The sequence below is a fragment of the Streptomyces boncukensis genome (assembly GCF_011045075.1).
Taxonomy (GTDB): domain Bacteria; phylum Actinomycetota; class Actinomycetes; order Streptomycetales; family Streptomycetaceae; genus Streptomyces; species Streptomyces boncukensis.
This window is the reverse complement of sequence record NZ_JAAKZZ010000954.1, coordinates 1-1,380: the sequence shown is the minus strand read 5'-3', so window position 1 is coordinate 1,380 and position 1,380 is coordinate 1. Positions and strand designations below refer to the sequence as shown.

Here is a 1,380-nt window from a genome sequence, read left to right as displayed (position 1 = left end):
TCCTGCCAGCTGGTGGTGAAGTGCCGGATCAGCAGGTCGGTGACGGCGCCCGGCTGCTCCACGGGCGTCAGGTGCGCGGCGCCGGGCACCAGGGCGAGCCGCGCGTCGGGAACCCCGGCGACCAGGGCGCGGGCCTCGGCGGGCGGAGTGGTGTCGTCCTCGGCTCCGACGACCACCAGCGTGGGCACGCCGATGCCGCCGAGCGCGTCCGCCGCGTCGAAGGCCGCGAACGCCTCGCACGCGGCGATGTAGCAGCCGGGGTCGGTCGTACGGACCATCTGCACCGCCCACTCGACGATGGCGGGCTGCGCGGTGGCGAAGCCGGGCGTGAACCAGCGCTCGGGCGTGGAGCGGGCGATGGGGTCGAGTCCGTTGGTACGGACGACGACACCGCGCTGCCGCCAGGAGTCGGGCGTGCCGTACCGGGGGGAGCTGGAGACCAGCGCGAGGGAGGTCACGCGCTGCGGCGCGGCCAGCGCGAGCTGGACGCCGACGGCGCCGCCGAGCGAGCAGCCCGCGTAGCCGAAGCGCTCCACGCCCAGCCCGTCGAGGGTGGCCAGCAGCCGCTGCGCGAGGTCGACGACGGAGTCCGAGGAGCGGGCCGGTGAGCCGCCGTGTCCGGGCAGGTCGTATCTGAGGACGCGCCAGTGGCGGGTCAGCTCCGGTATCTGCCGGTCCCACATGTGCCAGGTCGCGCCGAGCGCCGGGCCCAGGACGAGTACGGGCGCTTCGTCGGGACCGTCGATCCGGTGGTGCAGCGTGGTGGCGGGGGTCGCATCGGTCACGGCGTCACGCTACCCATCCCGGCGGACGCACCGTCGGGGGGGTCGGATCCGGCGGATCCGACGGGGCGCACGGACAGGGGCGGGCCCGGCCCGTCAGAACTGGGCCGTGGAGACGACGAAGACCCGCGGCCTGGACTTGTACGTGGTGTCGACGGTGATCGCCAGATCGGGTTCGTGGCCGGACTGGGTGTAGACGGTCCCGGCGTAGCGGTGGCCCGGCTCGTCGAAGCGCCAGCCGACCTTGCGCGCCTGCCCCTCGCCGATGGTGACGCGTCCCTTGTCCAGGGTGAGGGTCCCGCTGTCGCCGTCGATGTCCCGCAGGAACTCCTTCAGCCGCTTCGGGCTGGTGCGGAACTGCACCCACATCCGGCTCCGTTCCCATGCGTTCGTCTCATAGAACGCGATGCGGGTGGCCTGCTCCGGGACCGGGACGTCGTAGATGCGCTGGCTGACCTTGGGCGGGCGGGCGTAGACCAGGCTGGTGGCTCCGGCGGCGCGCTCCTTGTCCCGGCCGCTCTCCCGGCTGCGGAACGCCTGCTGGACCAGGAAGCCCGCCGGGATCGCGATCAGCAGCACCACGGTCACCAGCACCAGC

Annotated in this window: 2 protein-coding genes; both read right to left on the bottom strand. The window is 73.5% G+C overall.

The genetic code is table 11. The features are described from left to right. A partial coding sequence (pcaD, locus tag G5C65_RS37270) for a 3-oxoadipate enol-lactonase (RefSeq protein WP_165303463.1) occupies window positions 1-785 on the bottom strand: 785 nt, incomplete at its 3' end. 93 nt (window positions 786-878) lie between these two features. Beyond that, on the bottom strand, window positions 879-1,380 hold a 502-nt coding region (locus tag G5C65_RS37265), incomplete at its 5' end, for a hypothetical protein (protein ID WP_165303462.1).